Origin of the sequence: Acinetobacter sp. Colony158 (assembly GCF_019264745.1) — a bacterium.
Taxonomy (GTDB): Bacteria; Pseudomonadota; Gammaproteobacteria; order Pseudomonadales; family Moraxellaceae; genus Acinetobacter; species Acinetobacter ursingii.
On the sequence record NZ_CP078523.1, the window covers coordinates 149561 to 166907 of the forward strand.

Genomic DNA, 17347 nt, shown 5'->3' on the forward strand with positions numbered 1-17347 from the left:
AATTTAAACAAGCAGATCTCTTCTAACTCAGCTTAGATTTAGCTCGGACTATTCATTTTTATGATGTTAAAAATTTAAGATATATAAGACTTCTTTCACCATTGTTTAAACTCTTTTATTTTTTCTTGCATAGGAATAAATAAAAGAGACTTAGAAAGAGGTCTCTTGTTTTTTATTCATTTAAACATCACAGTTTAAAATGCACCATAACATAAATTGCTCATACACATCGAACCTACAATATCGAAATAAAAGATTCGATGTGTGAGATGATTTAAAGTTTAATCATCACGCGTTTTGACATCGAACAATTCAATTTCAAAGATAAGATTTGAGTTTGCAGGAATAATTTTACCCATCTTACGCTCACCATAAGCAAGGTGCGAAGGAACAATCAACTTACGTTTGCCGCCAACTTTCATTCCCATGATGCCCTGATCCCAACCTTTAATCACACGACCAGTGCCAATGACACATTCAAAGTATTGACCACGATCCAGTGAAGAATCAAACTGTGTTCCATCTTCAAGCCAGCCTGTATAATGTGTGGTAATTAAAGCTCCTTTAACGGCTTCTTTACCCTCTCCTACTTTCAAATCGATAATTTCTAGTTCTGCGGTCATGACACATTTCTCCAGATCAAATAACGTGGCTTATCTTGTCAAGATTATAACCCTTGTAACTGTGTCCATTGAATCACAACTTGCGCCTGATCACCGATGAGTGTCCACTCACCATCCATCACGTTCAGTTGTAATTGCATAGTACGCTGACTAAGTTGCTCAAGTTGTGCTGAACTCTCGGCTGAAATTTGCCAGACTTCCACATTTTCAAGGGTTTTAATTTTAGGATTTCTTTTCCACCATTCATCGACTTGTGAGCCATAAGCAATCACAGCCACCTGTTTACAACGCGCAGCCGCTTTTTTGACTTTATCTTCAGACGGCAAACCCACTTCAATCCACTGCTCAAGTAAACCTGTTAAGTCTTTTTTCCATAAAGCAGGTTCATCGGTTTCAAATAAATCCTTGGTAAATTCGAGTTGTTCATCTGCATAACGTGCAAATGCCACGATACGAACCATCAAACGCTCTAAAGTTTCAGAAGGATGCAGCGCTAAAGTGAGTTGATAATCACCATATTGATGCTGATCCATATCTGCAATATTTAAGTCTGCTTTATAGATTGTTGCTTTTAGCGCCATAATGAAACTGTCCATTTTTGATGGGCGCTAGCATACCCGATTTTAGCAATCAGATTGAAGTTATCGTTTTCATCTATTTTTTCAGATTTCCTGACATTGCAGCATTGTTTGATCTTTAGTTATTTTCTTTTTTTGATGGCCCAATCTCAAATTGGCGAGCTTTTTGCAATGTTTGGGGAAATTTTCGATGATGAACCTGTACAATGTGGCAAAAAATTAAATCCAGTCTTTTTCTTCAAGTCATTATTGCATTGATTTTAGGGATTGTAATTGGTCTAAGTTTTCATGATTTTTCTTTAAATTTAAAGCCATTAGGTGATGGTTTCATTTCTTTGATCAAAATGCTGATCGCCCCTATTGTGTTTTGTGTTGTGGTATTGGGTATTTATGGTGCAAGTGATATTAAAAAAATGGGAAAAGTTGGTGCAAAAACCATTCTCTATTTTGAAATCGTCACGACTATCGCACTCATGCTGGGCATTGCCGTCGCTTATATCTTCAAACCTGGCGTCGGAATGAATATTGATATTACTAAGCTCGACAGTAAGGATTTAAGTACCTATACCGAACGTGCACACGCGATTAGTTCAGGTTCAGATTTTATTTTGCATATTATTCCGAAAACCTTATTCGGTGCTTTTACCGATGGCGACATTCTTCAAGTCTTACTGATTGCCATTTTATTTGGTGTCAGTCTGCTGCTGATTCCTAAACAATTTTCATCACTGGTCTGTCAATCCATCGAAGCTTTTTCTGAAGTTTTATTCAAGATGATGGGACTGATTATTCGTCTCGCACCTTTAGGCGTTTTAGGTTCGGTGGCCTATACCACAGCAAAATTTGGACTAGATTCGCTCATGCAACTGGGCTATTTGGTGATTTTGTTTTATTTGACCTGTATTGTCTTTGTGGTAGTGATTTTGGGTTCTATCCTTAAACTTGCAGGTTTAAATATTTTCAAATTTTTAAACTACTTTAAAGATGAACTTTCCATTGTTTTAGGCACGGCATCTTCAGATTCTGTTTTGCCACAAATCATGAAAAAGCTCAGAGCGCTTGGTATTAAAGATTCAACGGTCGGTTTGGTCATTCCAACGGGTTATTCTTTTAATCTGGATGGATTCTCCATCTACTTAACTTTGGGCGTTATTTTCATTGCACAAGCCTGCAATATTGATCTTTCCATGCATGACCTACTGGCTATTTTATTGGTTTCACTGGTGACTTCTAAAGGCGCGCACGGTATTCCAGGTTCAGCCTTAGTGATTTTAGCCGCGACTTTATCGGTAATTCCAAGTTTACCTGCCATTGGTCTGGTACTTCTTCTTTCGGTGGATTGGTTTATTGGAATTGTCCGCGCCTGTACCAACCTCATCGGCAACTGTGTTGCGACTGTTGTCATCGCACACTGGGAAAAAGATATTGACCATGCACAGGCGAAAGCAGTGTTAGATCAAAAATAAATTGACTTATAAACCTCAAATAATCTTAAACATAGAATAGAAACCTGATCAGGTTTCTATTCTCGCAGCCAATAAATCAGTTTCCAGTTTGAGCCAGTTGTGCTCATGCTGACTAATCATTTCAATACGGTTATCAATATTTTCTTCACCCGTTTTATAATTAAACTGATTCGGGTTGCAATTAAAATACATCCAGCCCTGATGGGTATGAAAAATGGCTTTTATACGTAACCAATTCTGCTGTTCACATAACACATCCAATAATCGGTCAAAATTAAAGATCCAACGACGCGGAAATTTCCAGCCAGCAACCATATAACCCTGCGCATGTTCTACATAATGGTAAGGTAATTCTTTAATTTCAGTTGCTTGTTCCGTAGCCAGCTGTTGTCTTTGCTGGATCAGTAAGGGCTGAATTTTACGTTCATGGGTAACATGTGCCAGATCAATCTGTTTTAGCTGAAGCTCCCCATGCGCGGTACTTAACCATTGTTGTTGGTAAACCTCATATTCTTGTTGAAGTTGCAACAATGCCTGATCATCTTCAAAGGTCATCACATCTGTATGCGAAATGACGACTATTTCAGCGGCCTTGATCTGATCTTCATAGAGATTTTGTTTGACCCAATTACTTTCATGTAATCGACTGCCATCCACCACTGTGACCAATGCCCGCATATCCAGACTACTCTGCCAATGCGGCTCAGTCAGTTGTTCCATCAATTGTGCAGGATGTCCTAATCCAGTGGGTTCTATAAATAAACGATCTGGTTTTGACTCGGAGAGCAACCGTGCCAACGCGATATGTAAAGGCAATTGGCTACTGCAACACATACAACCACCAAGCAGTTCTTTGATTTCAAAGCCTTGTTGCTGTGGCAAAAGCTGTTGATCAACGCCAATTTGACCAAACTCATTCATGAGGACTGCCCAGACTTCATGCTCAGGCTTTTGTTGTAATAAATGTTGCAGCAACGTCGTTTTACCTGCACCTAAAAATCCTGAAAGAATATGAGTGGGAACAGGTCTTGAATTAATAATTTTCACGTTAAACTCAGCTTATCAATCATGGGAGCATTTAGGCTTTTTCAGACGTCTTTGTAGTGACTTGATCTATCTTATTATGGATCTTTTAAAAATACCTAGCTCTTTCTTGATGCATTCACTTAAAGTCATTTTGTGATAAAAATCACACCACATATTCAATAAAATAATTAAAATCCATTTATTTAGTGAAATATCCAATTTAACTATTCTCTGTTTGTCTTTGTTTATGTAAATATGAGTAATGGTATTGGTTTATTTTTAATCATCATGAAATAAATCCATACACTTTTTACAGGATTAAATTGCATGATTTTTACAATAAAAATACAGTCACTCACCATTTGTAATTTTTGTGTAAATCTACTCGTTAAGCATTGTTGCATTGATTGCTGCCTGTCAACAGAACTTCTAGCATGATGTTCAAGCGAAGTCGTTTGATTATTCAACTCAAAGTCATTCACTGATCGCTTTTTTTAATTTAAATAAAGGATGCCTCCAATGAAACTCGTTAAAATTCTACTTGCTTCATCACTTACTTTAGCTGCTGCTACTACTTTTGCTGCAAAAGCAGATCATGCTCAAGAGCAAGAAAAAGTGGTAGTATCCACTCAAGAATCTCCAAATACAGCGACGCCTGAGTCAGCTGCTGGTCAACCTACCTCAGCACAACCTGGTTCTGAAAATGCTGCTGAAGCTCAAGGACAAGCTCAACCTACACAGCCAGCTCAATAATATAAGGCTCTCTCAATAACAGCATTTATTTAGGTTTAAATTTCCCAGTTTAAACCAAGTGACAGAGGTTAAATCATTGCTGCGATTTGACCTCTGACGCTTTTAGATCGTTTATTTTTCTAATGATTAATTTTCAGTTTTGATCAACACACAAATCAACTTTCTATCAATACCCAAGTCAACGATACTCTTATGTTTTATTTCGGAATAAATGGAATACATGTAGCAAGATCTTGACAGGGTTGTCCTGTATGCAAGCGAATAAAATAGTCTTGTACCATCTGTGCTTGCTGTTCAATACCATATTGAAAAAACTGCTTGCCCTGCTGTAACACATAATTATATTTACGATCAAATAGAGCTGTACGAATCAGCTTAACGCCTTGCTGATACTGCCAAACATGTACCAGTTCATGAATAAGCCACGACTGCTTTAAAATCGTATCTTGAGTAAAATCCTCACACCAATTTTCTGGATGAAAATAAATATTGCCATTGGGGCTAATCGCATAGTGTTTTAAAACCAAGCGATTCGCCACAATTTGAATATGCTCAAGTTTAATAGATGTGCCAAACACACTCATTGCCAGTTGCTTTTCAGCATGGGTCAGTAAGCGTTTTTGAACCATCAAGTGCTTGTTTAAACCGTATATCATCTTATTCTAAACACATCATGATTTGCTTAATATAATGCTATGATGAGTTGCTTAAAAAATGTCAATTTGTAAGTATTCCATAATAATATGCAAAAACTTGTCATTTTTTACGCCGAAAAACATTGGATTGGTATATATTATCCACCTTGCGCTTTTACGTTATACGTTAATTTACTTTGTTACCTCATACGCAAAGTTGAACAAAAAAAATGATAAATCAACATGTTGTGTATATCTATATATTTAATCTAGGATTAGGTTTGGATGAAAAGTTTTAAAATTGCCCTTGCCCAATTTTCACCGCATATTGGCAATATAGATGCAAATGCTCAAAAAATGATTGAGCAGGCGCTTGAAGCAAAAAAACAAAATGCTGATTTAATTATTTTCCCAGAACTTTCAGTGATTGGTTACCCTTCTGAAGACTTATTGTTACGTCCAGCACTTGCCAAACGTATCGATAAAGCCTTTAAACAGCTTGCTGAAGTCAAAGATATCGTCATGGTATTTGGTTTTGTACATTTGACCGAAGAAGGCCAGCGTTATAACTCAGCGGCGGTGATGCAAGACGGTCAAGTCCTCGGCATCTATAACAAACACAATCTACCTAACTACGGTGTGTTTGATGAAAAACGTTATTTTAATGAAGGTCATCAGCATCTTGTTTTTGAATATTTAGGTCATAAATTTGGTGTCTTGATTTGTGAAGACATCTGGTCAATCAATACGGTTAAGCAAGTCGCACAGCTCAATGTGGATAGTATTGTTATTTTAAATGCATCCCCTTATGAAGTCGGTAAGCCACAACATCGTGTACAAACCCTGACGGAATTGTCTAAACAATTTAATGTGAATTTGATTTATGTCAATCAAGTGGGTGGACAAGATGATCTGATTTTTGATGGTAGTAGTTTTATTATCAATCATGACAGTAGTCTGGCACTTAAAGCACCTAGCTTTAAAGAAGCTCTTTATTTCACAGACTTTAATCCTGAAGATAAAAAGTTTAATGTAGCTGATCCATCGCCAAATCTGGATGCTATTGCTGAAATCTATCAAGGTTTGGTCATGGCAACCCGTGACTATGTTCAGCGTTCTGGTTTTCCAGGTGTAATCTTAGGTTTATCTGGCGGTATCGATTCGGCACTAACACTTGCAATTGCAGTGGATGCTCTTGGTTCAGATAAAGTACAAGCCGTCATGATGCCTTATACTTATACGGCGCAAATCAGTGTTGAAGATGCTTCTGAACAAGCACGTCGCATGGGCGTAACCTTTGGGATCGCTGAAATTCACAATATTGTGAATAGCTTTATGCAAACCCTGTATCCATTTTTTGGCAACAGTCCTGCCGATGCTACCGAAGAAAATCTGCAAGCTCGTGCACGTGGTACGCTATTGATGGGTTTATCCAATAAATTTGGTAATCTGGTGCTCTCAACAGGTAATAAATCTGAACTGGCAGTCGGTTATTGTACACTTTACGGTGATATGGTCGGTGGCTTTGCAGTCCTCAAAGATGTGTATAAAACCATCGTATTTGAATTGGCAAAGTATCGTAATAGTTTAAGTGATACGCCTGTCATTCCTGAACGTGTGATTACTCGACCGCCATCAGCAGAATTACGTCCAGACCAAAAAGATCAGGACTCATTACCTGCTTATGATATTCTGGATGCAATCCTGTATGCCTATATTGAAGAAGATCAAAGTCAGGCCGATATTATTGCCAAAGGTTTTGATAAAGCAGTTGTTGAAAAAGTCATTCGTCTTGTAGATCGAAACGAATATAAACGTCGTCAGGGCGCGATTGGACCGCGTATCAGCTCACGTGCTTTTAGTCGCGAACGCCGCTACCCTATCGTAAATGGTTGGAGACCAGATGACATCTAAGGATCAAACTGTCACGGATCAGACATTATCGCCTAGCGAACAACTTGCTCAAGCACTTTTGCTCGAGCAAGTGCGTTATTTTAAACAGCAGCTTACTGGTGAACATTCACCAGAATATCTACAGCATATTACCCATCTCATATTTAATACCTCACAACATTTGACACTTGGTCAAGTGGTGAGCCTTGAGCAACTACAAGATGTAGTCAAACGCTATGCCTTAGAAATGCAGCTTGGCGCTGGTTTGCTTGAATTTATTGGTGAAATTGCGCAAAAAATTTATTTATATACGCTTCAGTCTACAGCCACTGTCAATGACTTGGTTTCTGATTATCAATTTGAAATCTGGTTATCCAAATTTCTAGAACTCGATAATGTACGGGTTTACTTGAACCAATTTTTGAAAAGTAGCCCTGCGATTCGGCAGTTGTGTCAGTTTATTGCTACAACGGTTTTACAAAATCAGCTTCCAGTATTATTCACTACCCTAAACTCCAAAAGTCGGCTACCAGAACGCGCTGGGTCTGAATGGAAACGTAAATTACTTCAGTTTTCGAGCATTCAGCAACAACGCCTTGAGCAAAAACTGGAAGATTATCTAGCTGAGTTTATTCAGCAGCAACTTGCTGGGTTAAGCATTTTAAGTAATGAGGATTTGGAAATTCTCATTCGTGATATTTGGGATGATGTCAAAGAGAAAACCATCCATCAATACGCCTCTCAGCTTAAACCCATTGATATTGAAGAATTTTTTGTTCTAATTTATGAGTATTGGAAAGAGTTGCGCCAATCGCCTTTAATGCAAAATCTGATTTTACATGGGGTTGAGGTGTTCTATCGTTTTTATGAAGATGAAACCCTGCAAGATTTACTGTTTGGAGTTGGGTTAACAGAACAAGATATACAAACAGAAGCTTTACGTTTTTATCCTAAGGCGATTCAGGCATTGGATGAACAGGATTTATTAGAGCCTTTAATCTTTAATCTATTGAAACCATTTTACCTTCGTTCAGATACGCTTAATGTGATTTCTAAACATTTAAAATCGAACTAATCTTTAAGCTCAATACATTTTCTATTATGTATTGAGCTTAAAACCTGATAATCAAAAATAATAACCCACCGCGAGATAAAACATTTTATCCCAACCAGTCTGAGTTTGATTCCCCTGCGCCAAACTGTCAGCGTCTCCGCCGTTCATCGGGTCATTGCGACTCATAAGATATTCAGCCTGAACGCCAATGGCTTTATAATTAAATGCAATCCCACCAATTAAACGCTCTGAATCTTTATAACCTGATTCATCTTTAAAGAAACGACTATGCGATAAATATGGCTTAATATTTTCTAAGTGAAAATAGGGTTGCTCAAAGGTGTAATTCACTTCATTGAGCAAATAGCGTCCTTGGTTTGCTAGTTGGTAATTGCTATCGAAAGCACCCATGGTTGAACTGTCTGGGAACATATCGTCGTGATTATTAATCTTCTGCTGACCATATAAACTAAGCCATTGCCACTGACCTAATTGAGTCGTAGCAAAAACATTCCATGTGTTACGATGTCCATCGCGATGAGTACGTTTATTTTCAATCTCTGAATACCAAAAAGATGTCCCTAGCTCTGTACTTAGCTGACGACGTTCATCTAATTCAATTTTTTTGGTTAACCTCGCGATCCACATATTTTTTTCTTTCAAATGTGTTCCCGTTGTTAAATCATCTGATTCCACAAAGTTTGGAGTATAACGACTGGCATCTTTTGATGTGCCTTTATAATTTCCACCATCACTTGGATAGAATGCAAAGCTCGCGTGATAGTCATCATGATGAAGTTGGTATTGGATTCCAAGATTGGAAACATCCTCAAACCCTAAGGTATTCATGAGCGTTTCATAATAACTACTGCCCCAAAATTCACCTAATCCAAAATTAATAGGCTGCAAACCTAAACTTATCCGTTGTTCATCATTCAACTTGTAACCTATCCATGCGTGACGTAAAAAAACCGCATCACAAAGTTGATCATATCGATAGCAGCGCCCATCTATCGAAGCCAGCCAATCTGGATTTTCATAATCCAGCACCAGACGAATATCTGCTAAACGCCAGAGATTATTTTGACCCTCATTGGCTTTTTCCTGATAATCCTTACTATAAAAATGAGTTCGTATTGCACCTGAAAGTTTGATTTCCCCCAGATTTTCTTGAGGATCACCCCAACTTAAATCGGATGCCCATAGACTGCTTGAGCTAAAAATAATACTTGTTGTAAGTAGTAATACTGACTTATTCATGTCATAACTTCCTGAAACTGAGGTGATGAAAATGCATAAGTTCGTTTTTAATTAGAAAACTAAAACATTGAACTTGATGTTAACAAAAGTAGATGAACGAAAAATGTAAATAAAAAAAAAGATCACGTAAGGTACATGATCTTTAAAAATGGTGGCTATGACGGGACTTGAACCTGTGACCCCCGCATTATGAGTGCGGTGCTCTAACCAACTGAGCTACATAGCCATAAACTGTGTGCGCATTATCTATAGAAGCAGGATAAGCGTCAACACCTTTAGCGACCATCTGTTCATCAAATACTCAAATACATTGAAATACTGGGTGACATTTAAAATTTAAGAACATTTAGCATACAGAATACAATATTGGGTGAGGCATGACTCAAATTCTATTGAACAGTTTATTTGAGATAAATAAATTAAAAATAGTATTGCTGTGTATGTTTAGACAAAAGACTTCTGTCGTCATGGTTTTAAACCGCCTTTTATTTTTTTTTCGCAAAGAGAAATAAAAGGATGTCTGAAATAAGCCTAAAAATGATCCATATAAAACTTAAAAAATATTTAAATTTTGATCAATTTAATACAAAATTTATTATATATATGTAACCAAGAATCATTCTCTATAATAAACCCGTTACTATGTGATCTTGAAAAGGTTTTCGACATATAAGGACGATCCAATGACACGAGCATTTAAGACTACGCTTTTTCTTTTAACTACATCAGTCATCAGTATGTCTGCACTTGCTGACTTTAAACAAGCACCTTTACCCTATGCCAGCAATGCTTTAGAGCCCGCCATTGATCAACAGACCATGGAAATTCATTATGGCAAACATCATAAAGCTTATGTCGATAACTTGAATGCACAGATTAAGACTTATCCAGAGCTCGACAAAATCGAACTTATTCAGCTACAAAAACAGATTTCAAAATACAATACAGCTGTTCGTAATAATGGTGGTGGTCATTTTAACCATACCTTCTTTTGGGATAGCCTAGCACCCACAGCGAAAACAGGGCAACCAAGCGCAACACTGCTGAAAAAAATCAATCAGGACTTTGGTTCACTGGATGCCTTTAAACAAAAATTTAACGAGGCAGCTTCGGGTCGTTTTGGTTCAGGATGGGCTTGGCTGATCGTCACGCCAGATGGAAAGCTTGCCATCACCTCAACACCGAATCAGGATAATCCTCTCATGGATATTGCTGAAACAAAAGGTACGCCTTTACTCGGATTGGATGTTTGGGAACATGCATATTATTTAAAATACCAAAATCGTCGTGCGGACTATATCAAGGCATTTTGGAGTGTGGTGAACTGGAATAAAGTCAACGAACGTTATACACAAGCCGTCAAAAAATAATTTTTCTGCATCTATAAAAAACAAGCGCCATTTAGGCGCTTGTTTTTGCTTTTAAAATATTAACCTTCTTTCCGGCGCATATGCGGGAATAAAATGACATCACGGATACTTGGTGCATCAGCAAATAACATCACCAAACGATCAATTCCGATGCCTTCACCTGCGGTTGGTGGTAAACCATACTCAAGTGCTTCCACAAAGTCAGCATCATAGTGCATCGCTTCATCATCACCTGCATCTTTTTCTGCAACCTGCGCCTGAAAACGTTCCGCTTGATCGATCGGATCATTCAACTCCGAGAAACCATTCGCCAATTCACGACCACCAATAAAGAATTCGAAACGATCAGTAATATGAGGATTGTCATCGTTACGACGCGCTAGTGGTGACGTTTCCGCTGGATATTCAGTAATAAATGTAGGCTGACGCAATTTGGTTTCAACGGTTTCTTCAAACACAATCGTTTGTAATTTACCTAAACCAAAGCCAGGTTTTACCTGTTCTTTTAATACGTCTTGAGTAAATTTAGCCAAAAATTCACGGTCATTCACATTTTCAGGCGTAAATTCTAGATTATTTTCCAAAATCGCATCGAACATGGAAATCTTTTTAAACGGCCCTTTAAAGCTGAATACTTCGCCTTGATACGGAACGTCTGTACTACCCAGAATATCCAGAGCCAATTTTTCTAGCATGTTTTCAGTCAATTGCATCAGGTCTTTATAATCTGCATAAGCCTGATAAAATTCGATCATGGTAAATTCAGGGTTATGACGTGTCGATACCCCTTCATTACGGAAGTTACGGTTAATTTCAAACACACGTTCAAAACCACCTACCACCAGACGTTTTAAATAAAGCTCAGGCGCGATACGCAAGAATAATGGCATATCCAATGCATTGTGATGCGTTTCAAATGGACGCGCAGAAGCACCACCCGGAATGATATGCATCATTGGGGTTTCAACTTCCATAAAACGTTCATTGTTCAAAAATGCACGAATCCCTGCAACCACTTTGGCACGAATTTCAAAAGTCTTACGCGTTTCTTCATTGACGATCAAATCCAAATAACGTTTGCGATATTTAGCTTCGGTATCAGTTAAACCATGAAATTTGTCTGGTAAAGGACGCAACGATTTGGTCAGTAATTCAAAGCCTTCAAGGTGAACATATAAATCGCCTTTGCCTGAACGACCAATATAACCTTCAGCCGCGATAATATCGCCCAGATCCAGACTCTTAATGGTTTCCAAAGTTTCTGCGGGCAAACCTTTACGGTCCACATACAGTTGGATACGACCTGTCATATCCTGAATCACCATAAATGATCCACGATTGAGCATGACACGCCCTGCAACTTTCACATAAATATGTTCAGCCGCTTCAATCTGTGCTTTATCTTGATCTTTAAATTGTTCTTGTAAATCAGCAGCGTAATGTTCGCGTTTAAAGCTGTTTGGCCACGGACTTTGGCCACTTTGCTTCGCATTGTCCTGAATTTGTTTTAACTTGGCATGACGCTGTGCAATTAAATCGTTTTCGGAAATAATGGGTTCAGAAGTCGATTGAGCGTTTTGTTGCGTCATCTCTGCCTCGATTAAGTAAAAAAATGAAGTCGTAGAGTTTAGCAGATGTCATCAGATTTTCGTATGATTTCTTCGGCTGTATCTTTGAAATTCATGTGAATCCTGTTTTCTTGAATGCTTTAACCCATCTCCTTAGACCAAAATCTAAGATTCATTCTCCACACTTCACAGTAAAATATTTAAACATTGAGGTGCTTTTAAAACGAATAGCTGTGGACATGGAATGACCAGTTTATTCATCCTACTGGTTTAAATAAAAATGCTGCAAGATCAATTTAAAATATTATTTTTGCATGGCTTGGACTCCTCGCGTGAATCCACCAAGTTTCATGCTATTCAAAGTACAAACAAGTTTTGTATTGATGTCGATTATCGCAATTTAAACTATGAAACGGTTGCACATTTTTATCAAAATATTATTCAAAGCATTCGACCAAATATCCTGATTGGACATAGTCTAGGCGGATACTGGGCGCTTAAACTCTCCAGTCAATATCAATTGGCTGCGATTGTGGCTAACCCTAGTTTAACCCCTCATTTTCGTGATGATTATCCCCCTATTTCGCCTGAAGATCTGGATAATGATCTTCCACGATTGGCTTATCTTGAATTAGGTGATGAGGTGATCGATATGCGTGAAGTTCAATCGCAATTGGAAAACTATATGCTAATCGATGCTGTTGAAGGTGGTCATCATCGTCTTGAACAGCCCGAAAAGATCAATCATCTGATTGAACATATTCAAAAACAGTATTTTAAATAAATCTGAAAATTATCCTATAGCGCCTATAGAGAATGAGGTCTCATTCTCTTTTTATGGATATGATTTATTCAGAATAACCCTCAGATTTATTATCCAGCACATGCCAGACTGATAAACCTAAATCCGCATGAAGATCTGGCAAATCCAGTAAAATGACAGCACCCAAGACCTCATGTCCACATTTTTGACAAAGTTGATTAACCGCTTTTAAGGTTCCACCTGTCGCTAGCACATCATCTACCAAAATCACTTTTTGCGCTTCGATTTGCGCTGACATTTCTAACTGATCTGAACCGTATTCCAGACTATAACCAACACATTCAACTGGTGGTGGTAGCTTGCCCGCCTTACGCACCAACAATAAACCTTTTTGTAATCGTTGTGCCAATAACGTAGCTAAAACAAATCCTCTTGCCTCCACTGCAACAAAACTTTCGACCTGCTGTAATTGTGACTCGGGAATAGCCGCAATTAATGCATCAGTGAGTAAGTCTAGTTCTTTGACAAATAAAGGAGTTAAATCATAAAAACAAATGCCTTTTTTAGGAAAATCAGGCACAGTCCGAATATGCGACCATAAAGTCTGAGCAAGAGCGGTCATAAATACAATCTAAGATGGCAAATGAATGTCTTAATTTTACACCTTCATATTTAACTAGACCAGTGAGACCAACCAACAACAAGATTATTCATTAATTATCATGCCACTTTTTCCAGAAAGACGCGATACAACCAACTGTAAAGCATCAATTTATTTTTATTTAAAATGACTTGATTGGCTTCATTGCCCAAATAACCACGCTTTTGTCCCAAGCTGCCATTCCGCTTTTATTCTGAATGATTAAACTCCTTTAATTGCTTTACTTAGCTGATGATCTGCGCAAAAATCATAAGTTGTATAAATGTGATTGCATTTATCGCTAGAGTCTATATTTAGAGAATGGATTCGTTTTACGACAGGCAGCTGAAGCGAACTTATCGGGTTGGAGAATCAAATGAAAAAATATCAATGCATCGTATGTGGATGGATTTATGACGAGTCAGAAGGCTGGCCACAAGACGGCATTGCACCGGGGACAAAATGGGATGACATTCCAGATGACTGGACTTGCCCAGATTGCGGCGTTTCAAAAGCTGATTTTGAAATGATCGAAATCTAATATGTTTCATCAAGACCATGTACAATTCATGGTCTTTTTACTTAAAAGTTAATCATTTACTGTGAATGGAGAATACGCAATGCATCCTATCGTCATCATTGGATCAGGCATGGCAGGTTACACGTTGGCTCGCGAGTTTAGGAAATTAAACCCAGACCATGAACTTCTCATGATTTGTGCTGACGATGCAGTAAATTATGCTAAACCGACTTTATCTAATGCACTTGTTAGTAATAAAGCACCTGAACAAATTCAGTTGGGTGATGCCGAAAAAATGTCAACACAACTCAATATGCAAATTCAGACGCATACATGGGTCAAAGAAATTCATGCAGATCTTCATGAGCTAGTCATAGAAAAAGATGGACAACAAAACATCCAATCCTATTCAAAATTAGTGCTGGCTGTGGGCGCAAATCCGATTCGTCTTGCCATTGCAGGTGATGGAAGTGATGACATTCATGTGGTGAATTCACTGATTGATTATCGAGCATTTCGCGAAAATCTTGCACAATGTAATGACAAACGTGTGGTCATTTTAGGCGCTGGGCTCATTGGCTGCGAATTTGCAAATGATCTTCAAAATACAGATCATGATGTCACCGTCATTGATTTATCACCTCGTCCTTTAGGTCGTCTATTGCCAGCCCATGTAGCCGAAGCATTCCAACAAAATCTAGAACAAAGTGGCATTCGTTTTGTACTTTCAACCACAGTTGAAAAAGTCACAAAAATAAATGATGGACAGGATTATGCGGTTACACTTGCCAACGGGCAGACCCTCGTTGCAGATATCGTCCTTTCAGCCATTGGTTTACAGCCTAATATCTCGTTGGCAAAAACCGCCGAGATTCAAACCAGTCGTGGTGTCATTACCAACAGTTTACTCGAAACTAATCAAACTGATATTTTTGCAATTGGCGACTGTGCCGAAGTCAATGGAACATTGCTTCCTTATGTTATGCCAATTATGCAGCAAGCTCGTGCACTTGCCAAAACATTAACTGGGCAAACAACGTCCGTACATTATCCTGCCATGCCCGTTGCTGTTAAAACACCTGCCGCACCTCTGACTGTACTTCCCGCCCCTGTAGATGTCGACGTCAATTGGGAAACTGAAGAACTTGAAGATGGCATGCTTGCAAAAGCTTCAGATGCTGAGGGGACATTACGTGGCTTTGTACTGCTTGGGCCAACAGCAGCGAAACAACGTTTAACCTTAACAAAACTCGTTCCAGACTTGATTCCAGCCCAAATTTAAGGTTTAAATAATCCAAGGCATTTATCTTGTTAAATGCCTTTTTGGAGAATCAAAAGAAAAATGAATAGCGCCTTGGAATACAAAGTTTCACCTTACACCTCATTTATGCATGAAACAAAAGTCAAACTGAGTAATGGACTTGAACTTCATGTCGAAGTCGGTGGCGATCCTGAAAAACCAACGATTTTATTGGTGATGGGCTTGGGCGCCCAAATGTTATTCTGGCCTGATTTCTTTTGTAAATCATTGATCGATCAAGGCTTTCATGTCGTTCGTTTCGACAATCGTGATATTGGTCTTTCCTCCAAGATTCGACATAAAGGAAAACGTTTAAATACGCTTAAGCTGATGGGACGTTTTGCATTAGGCTTAGGCAATCAAGGCGCGCCTTATACCCTTTATGATATGGCTGAAGATGTATCCATGTTGATTGATGAAATGCAATTGGGTAAGGTTTATGTACTCGGAGCATCAATGGGCGGGATGATTGCCCAGATTGTTGCGGCGAAATATCCTGAAAAAGTAGAGAAATTAGGTTTATTATTTACCAGTAATAATCAGGCCTTGTTACCGCCTCCATTTCCCAAACAGCTTTTTAGTCTGATTGGTAAGCCTAAATCCAATGATGAAGATGGTATTATTAATCATAGCCTAAAACTTTATGAAATTATTGGCTCACCGGGTTATGTCAATCAAATGGAAGCCATGCAAACTGCACGCAAACTTTATCAACGCAGTTATCATCCTGCGGGCGTGTTACAACAATTTTTAGCCATTTTATGTACAGGTTCATTACTACAACTTGATAAGCAAATTCAACAGCCCACCCTTGTTGTGCACGGATCACAAGATCGGTTACTTCCGCCAAGTCATGGTAAAGCTGTTGCCAAAGCAATTTCAAATGCCAAATTTGAATTAATTCATGGAATGGGGCATGATATCCCTGCACATTTTATTCCACAACTTAGCGGTTTATTTGCGAACCACTTTAGAACATCAAATTAGGACACTATGGCTGCATTACCATCATTGAGACAGCTGTCATACTTAGTGACGCTGTCAGAAACGTTGCACTTTACAGAAGCAGCACGTCGTTCTTTCGTCACGCAGTCGACTTTGTCGGGCGGGATTATGGAACTTGAACGTTTGCTTGGTGGCGTTCTGGTTGAACGTGACCGCCAAAATGTACGTTTAACTCCGCTTGGTGAACAAGTGGTTGCGCGAGCTCGTGTTTTACTGGCAGATGCTCAGGATTTGATGCGTTTAAGTCGGGAAATGAGTGAACCTCTCACAGGAGATCTCCATTTGGGGATTATTCCGACCATTGCGCCTTTTATTTTGACACCGCTTCTTGAAGAGGTGCATAAGCAGCTTCCTAAGATTCAGCTTCATCTACACGAAGCACAAAGTGAAAAAATTGTAGAGCGCCTTGAACATGGCAATCTGGACATGGTGCTGTTGGCTCTACCATTTGATACCCGCGGCTTAAAAGTCTCCGAAGTTGCCAAAGAAGACTTATACCTCGTCTGTAATAAACATGATCAACATTCTTTAAATGCTCAATCTCTGGATGATCTTGATTTATCCAGATTGATGCTTTTAGAAGAAGGTCATTGTTTACGTGATCATGCTTTAAGTGCCTGCCCAATTGGCGAGCGTAAAAATGACAATCGTCTGAAAGCCAGCTCCTTACCTACCCTGATTGAAATGGTATCTTCAAACTTAGGTTTTACCCTATTACCTGCGATTGCAATTGAAACGCATATGTTAAAAGGCAATGATGAGTTAGTAATCAAACCACTTCAGGATGCTCCAAGTCGCACCCTCGCCTTAATCACGCGCAAAAGTACTCCACTTCAAAGCGAGTTTGATGTGATTTTAGGTATTTTGAAAAAGATTACAGCGAATTTGAATTA

The 17347-nt window shown here is 38.6% G+C and carries 17 protein-coding genes and 1 tRNA gene; 10 read left to right on the forward strand and 8 right to left on the reverse strand.

What is annotated here, in order from left to right:
- Positions 1-281 precede the first annotated feature (281 nt).
- Both JR005_RS00520 and JR005_RS00525 read right to left on the reverse strand, forming a co-directional pair.
- A complete protein-coding gene (locus JR005_RS00520) occupies positions 282-623 on the reverse strand; it encodes an FKBP-type peptidyl-prolyl cis-trans isomerase (protein WP_004990308.1) in 342 nt (113 codons plus the stop codon).
- Between the two features lie 44 nt (positions 624-667).
- Positions 668-1204 carry a YaeQ family protein gene (locus JR005_RS00525; RefSeq protein WP_004990315.1) on the reverse strand — a complete coding sequence of 179 codons (537 nt, stop codon included), beginning with the start codon at positions 1202-1204 and terminating at the stop codon, positions 668-670.
- 203 nt (positions 1205-1407) lie between these two features.
- Here JR005_RS00525 and dctA point away from each other — a divergent pair, with 203 nt between their 5' ends.
- Positions 1408-2667: a C4-dicarboxylate transporter DctA gene (dctA, locus tag JR005_RS00530; protein ID WP_218665383.1), complete on the forward strand. Its 1260-nt coding sequence runs from the start codon at positions 1408-1410 to the stop codon at positions 2665-2667.
- Between the two features lie 48 nt (positions 2668-2715).
- Here dctA and JR005_RS00535 read toward each other — a convergent pair whose 3' ends face one another.
- Positions 2716-3714 carry a CobW family GTP-binding protein gene (locus JR005_RS00535; protein ID WP_218665384.1) on the reverse strand — a complete coding sequence of 333 codons (999 nt, stop codon included), beginning with the start codon at positions 3712-3714 and terminating at the stop codon, positions 2716-2718.
- A 498-nt stretch (positions 3715-4212) separates the two neighbouring features.
- Between JR005_RS00535 and JR005_RS00540 the strand changes: the two genes are divergently transcribed.
- On the forward strand, positions 4213-4446 hold the full coding sequence (locus JR005_RS00540) for a hypothetical protein (protein WP_004990327.1): 234 nt from the start codon (positions 4213-4215) through the stop codon (positions 4444-4446).
- 197 nt (positions 4447-4643) lie between these two features.
- On the opposite strand, the gene JR005_RS00545 is transcribed toward JR005_RS00540, so the two are convergent.
- Positions 4644-5102, reverse strand: a complete 459-nt coding sequence (locus tag JR005_RS00545; RefSeq protein WP_218665385.1) for a type IV secretion protein Rhs — start codon at positions 5100-5102, stop codon at positions 4644-4646.
- 264 nt (positions 5103-5366) lie between these two features.
- Here JR005_RS00545 and JR005_RS00550 point away from each other — a divergent pair, with 264 nt between their 5' ends.
- Positions 5367-6995 (forward strand): NAD+ synthase, encoded by a 1629-nt coding sequence (locus JR005_RS00550; protein WP_218665386.1) that lies wholly within the window; start codon positions 5367-5369, stop codon positions 6993-6995.
- A complete protein-coding gene (locus JR005_RS00555) occupies positions 6985-8049 on the forward strand; it encodes a hypothetical protein (protein ID WP_218665387.1) in 1065 nt (354 codons plus the stop codon). Before JR005_RS00550 ends, JR005_RS00555 begins: the two co-directional genes overlap by 11 nt.
- Before the next feature lie 51 nt (positions 8050-8100).
- On the opposite strand, the gene JR005_RS00560 is transcribed toward JR005_RS00555, so the two are convergent.
- Positions 8101-9288 carry a hypothetical protein gene (locus JR005_RS00560; RefSeq protein ID WP_218665388.1) on the reverse strand — a complete coding sequence of 396 codons (1188 nt, stop codon included), beginning with the start codon at positions 9286-9288 and terminating at the stop codon, positions 8101-8103.
- A gap of 149 nt (positions 9289-9437) precedes the next feature.
- Positions 9438-9514, reverse strand: a tRNA-Met gene (locus JR005_RS00565).
- A gap of 457 nt (positions 9515-9971) precedes the next feature.
- Between JR005_RS00565 and JR005_RS00570 the strand changes: the two genes are divergently transcribed.
- Positions 9972-10658, forward strand: coding sequence for a superoxide dismutase (locus JR005_RS00570; protein ID WP_119686725.1), 687 nt, complete (start codon positions 9972-9974; stop codon positions 10656-10658).
- Positions 10659-10717: 59 nt separating this feature from the next.
- Here the strand turns inward: JR005_RS00570 and lysS are convergent, their stop codons facing one another.
- Positions 10718-12247, reverse strand: a complete 1530-nt coding sequence (gene lysS, locus JR005_RS00575; protein ID WP_218665389.1) for a lysine--tRNA ligase — start codon at positions 12245-12247, stop codon at positions 10718-10720.
- A 259-nt stretch (positions 12248-12506) separates the two neighbouring features.
- Between lysS and JR005_RS00580 the strand changes: the two genes are divergently transcribed.
- Entirely contained in the window at positions 12507-13010 is a 504-nt protein-coding gene (locus JR005_RS00580) for a YqiA/YcfP family alpha/beta fold hydrolase (protein WP_044436023.1), read from the forward strand.
- Positions 13011-13074: 64 nt separating this feature from the next.
- Here the strand turns inward: JR005_RS00580 and JR005_RS00585 are convergent, their stop codons facing one another.
- Entirely contained in the window at positions 13075-13611 is a 537-nt protein-coding gene (locus JR005_RS00585) for an adenine phosphoribosyltransferase (protein WP_218665390.1), read from the reverse strand.
- Between the two features lie 394 nt (positions 13612-14005).
- Here JR005_RS00585 and rubA point away from each other — a divergent pair, with 394 nt between their 5' ends.
- The 4 genes from rubA to JR005_RS00605 all read left to right on the forward strand — a co-directional run.
- Complete coding sequence (gene rubA / locus JR005_RS00590) at positions 14006-14170, forward strand: rubredoxin RubA (protein WP_004990351.1); 165 nt, start codon at positions 14006-14008, stop codon at positions 14168-14170.
- 79 nt (positions 14171-14249) lie between these two features.
- Positions 14250-15431 carry a rubredoxin reductase RubB gene (gene rubB / locus JR005_RS00595; protein WP_218665391.1) on the forward strand — a complete coding sequence of 394 codons (1182 nt, stop codon included), beginning with the start codon at positions 14250-14252 and terminating at the stop codon, positions 15429-15431.
- 60 nt (positions 15432-15491) lie between these two features.
- Positions 15492-16436, forward strand: coding sequence for an esterase EstB (gene estB / locus JR005_RS00600; protein ID WP_004990357.1), 945 nt, complete (start codon positions 15492-15494; stop codon positions 16434-16436).
- A gap of 6 nt (positions 16437-16442) precedes the next feature.
- A partial coding sequence (locus tag JR005_RS00605; protein ID WP_004990358.1) for a LysR family transcriptional regulator OxyR occupies positions 16443-17347 on the forward strand: 905 nt, incomplete at its 3' end.